Source organism: Streptomyces sp. NPDC055078, from assembly GCF_053607985.1.
On record NZ_JBSGUP010000858.1, the window covers coordinates 1 to 2,979 of the forward strand.

The following is a 2,979-nucleotide window of genomic DNA, read 5'->3' on the forward strand; positions in this document are numbered from 1 at the left end:
CCTGGAATCCAGGGGCGGACGGCCCTCATCGCGCTTCCGGCCACGGGCCGGAGGGTTCACCGAGTCCGCGCGCGTGCGCGGCAGCCTAGATGTCGAAGTACAGCTCGAACTCGTGCGGGTGCGGCCGGAGCTGGATCGGGGCGATCTCGTTCGTGCGCTTGTAGTCGATCCAGGTCTCGATCAGGTCCGAGGTGAAGACCCCGCCCGCCTGGAGGTACTCGTTGTCCGCCTCCAGGGCGTCCAGGACCGCAGGGAGGGAGGTCGGGACCTGGGGGACGCCCGCGTGCTCCTCGGGGGCGAGTTCGTAGAGGTCCTTGTCGATGGGCTCGGCCGGCTCGATCTTGTTCTTGACGCCGTCGAGGCCCGCGAGGAGGAGCGCGGAGAACGCCAGGTAGGGGTTGGACGACGGGTCAGGGGCGCGGAATTCGACGCGCTTGGCCTTGGGGTTGGAGCCCGTGATCGGGATGCGCATCGCGGCGGAGCGGTTGCGCTGGGAGTAGACGAGGTTGACCGGGGCCTCGAAGCCGGGGACCAGGCGGTGGTAGGAGTTCACCGTGGGGTTGGTGAAGGCGAGCAGGGACGGGGCGTGCTTGAGGATGCCGCCGATGTAGTAGCGGGCGATGTCGGACAGGCCCGCGTAGCCCTGCTCGTCGTAGAAGAGCGGGGTCTTGCCCTCCCACAGGGACTGGTGGACGTGCATGCCCGAGCCGTTGTCGCCGAAGATCGGCTTGGGCATGAAGGTGGCGGTCTTGCCGTTGCGCCAGGCGACGTTCTTCACGATGTACTTGAAGAGCATCAGGTCGTCCGCCGCGGCCAGCAGCGTGTTGAACTTGTAGTTGATCTCCGCCTGGCCGGCGGTGCCCACCTCGTGGTGCTGGCGCTCGACCTGGAGGCCCGCCTTGTCCAGCTCCAGGGAGATCTCGGCGCGGAGGTCGGCGAAGTGGTCGACCGGCGGGGCGGGGAAGTAGCCGCCCTTGTAGCGGACCTTGTAGCCGCGGTTGTCCTCGACCGCGCCCGTGTTCCAGGCGCCGGCCTCGGAGTCGATGTGGTAGAAGCCCTCGTTCGCCGAGGTGTTGAAGCGCACCGAGTCGAAGACGTAGAACTCCGCCTCCGGGCCGAAGTACGCGGTGTCCGCGATGCCGGTCGAGGCGAGGTACGCCTCCGCCTTCTTGGCGATGTTGCGCGGGTCACGGCTGTACTGCTCGCCGGTGATCGGGTCGTGGATGAAGAAGTTGATGTTGACCGTCTTGTCGCGGCGGAAGGGGTCCACGCGCGCCGTCGACAGGTCCGCGCGCAGCGCCATGTCCGACTCGTGGATGGCCTGGAAGCCGCGGATCGACGAGCCGTCGAAGGCCAGCTCCTCGTCCGGGTCGAACGCCGCGGCCGGGATCGTGAAGTGCTGCATCACGCCTGGCAGGTCGCAGAACCGGACGTCGACGAACTTGACATCCTCGTCGGCGATGAACTTCTTCGCGTCGTCGGCGTTCTGGAACATCCAACTCCTCCTACTCCCGGCCCGGGCGGGCGGGGTTGCAGCTCGGTCGTGAGGCCAGTGCGGTGGCACACGCAGGACCCGACCATAGGCAGACGGGATTTCTCCAGCATGACCCAATTGTTTCGCACAAGTTAACCGGGCCGGAGCGGACAGGGCTCCCGACCGTTCCGTACGGCATGGGCATGACGGCCCCTGGACGCCCCGGCGAGCGCCCGGACGAGCGCCCGGACGACCGGCTGGACGAGCGGCCGGAGCCGGGACCGGAAGGGGACCGGACCGGTCCGAAGGCGGGAAGCCGGGCACAGTACCGTGGACGGGTGGACAACAGGCAAGCAATCGGATCGTGGCTCTCCGGGCCCCGCGCGGCGGCCGAGGAGATGGGCGTCGACTTCGGGCACCGGGGCAAGCGGCTCGGCCTGCCGGAGGCGGGACCGGGCTCCATGGCCCCCCTCGGGCGGCGCTTCGGCGCCATCTTCATCGACTGGGGGCTCTGCTTCCTCATCGCCAACGGACTGTTCGGCGGGGGCGGGAGCCAGGAGACCGCGAACGTCGCGCTCGGTATCTTCCTCGCGCTCCACGTGGTCACCGTGGGCACCGTCGGCTTCACTCCCGGCAAGCGGCTCCTCGGGCTGCGTCTCGTCGCCGAGGACCAGGGGCGGCTGGGCATCGTCCGGGTCGCTGTACGCAGTGTGCTGCTCTGCCTCGCCATTCCGGCCCTCATCTGGGACCGCGACGGGCGGGGACTGCACGACCGCCTCTCCCGCGCCGTACAGGTGCGCATCTAGTGCTGTGACCGCATAGGTTCGCCGGGTTGGTCGTCGTGGCGGTTGGATGTGCGGTGACGTCCGAAGCGAGAAGGGCATCCGTCGGGGCGGACGGCGCCACGAACGGGGCCGGTTCAGGAGAAGGACGGCGCCAGAGGAGAACGACTCAGGAGGCGGACGGCTCGATCTCCCCCGCGAAGACGATGACCTGGTCGATGAGGCTGTGCCGCAGATGGACGACGTCCGTTCCCGCCAGGCGGGGGCCTCCGTCCGGCGTCGTGAAGACCCACTGGTACCGGGCCCACTCGTCCGGCATGTCCACCGCCGAACAGCGCACCATCGTGCCGGTCCCCGCGGGGTGGCGCCGGATGTCCAGCACGAACCGCTCGACCGCCTCGATCCCCTCACTGCGGCCCAACGGTCCCCAGAAGACCACGTCCGAGGTCAGGGCCTGGGAGAGCAGCGCAGTCACATAGCCGTCGTCCGAGGCGTTGAACGCGGAGATGAACGTGTCGATCGCGGACCGCGCGGTCTCTTCCTGCATGAACCAGTAATATCACTCACCTCGCGGACCGCGCTCGTCCCGTGAGCCGTCTCCCCACCACGGTGAACCATCCCGGTCACAGCACCAGCAGCGAGCGCGGCCCACGCCCTTGAGGCCGTGGGCTACGGCCTCAAGGGCGGAGAATGACAGAAGGGCGCCCCCGGTCAGGTTCCGGG

At 68.7% G+C, this 2,979-nt stretch carries 3 protein-coding genes; 1 reads left to right on the top strand and 2 read right to left on the bottom strand.

All coding sequences use genetic code 11. From position 1 onward, the window contains the following. Positions 1-85: 85 nt before the first annotated feature. Positions 86-1,495 (bottom strand): type I glutamate--ammonia ligase, encoded by a 1,410-nt coding sequence (gene glnA, locus ACWF94_RS37740; RefSeq protein WP_453499340.1) that lies wholly within the window; start codon positions 1,493-1,495, stop codon positions 86-88. A 317-nt stretch (positions 1,496-1,812) separates the two neighbouring features. Here glnA and ACWF94_RS37745 point away from each other — a divergent pair, with 317 nt between their 5' ends. Then, positions 1,813-2,280: an RDD family protein gene (locus ACWF94_RS37745; RefSeq protein ID WP_453499344.1), complete on the top strand. Its 468-nt coding sequence runs from the start codon at positions 1,813-1,815 to the stop codon at positions 2,278-2,280. Positions 2,281-2,425: 145 nt separating this feature from the next. On the opposite strand, the gene ACWF94_RS37750 is transcribed toward ACWF94_RS37745, so the two are convergent. Next, positions 2,426-2,803: a nuclear transport factor 2 family protein gene (locus ACWF94_RS37750; RefSeq protein ID WP_453499342.1), complete on the bottom strand. Its 378-nt coding sequence runs from the start codon at positions 2,801-2,803 to the stop codon at positions 2,426-2,428. Positions 2,804-2,979: the final 176 nt, after the last annotated feature.

Coding starts and splice junctions, on each gene's coding strand:
- glnA (WP_453499340.1), bottom strand. CDS start 1,495: ATGTTCCAGAACGCCGACGACGCGAAGAAGTTCATCGCCGACGAGGAT.
- ACWF94_RS37750 (WP_453499342.1), bottom strand. CDS start 2,803: ATGCAGGAAGAGACCGCGCGGTCCGCGATCGACACGTTCATCTCCGCG.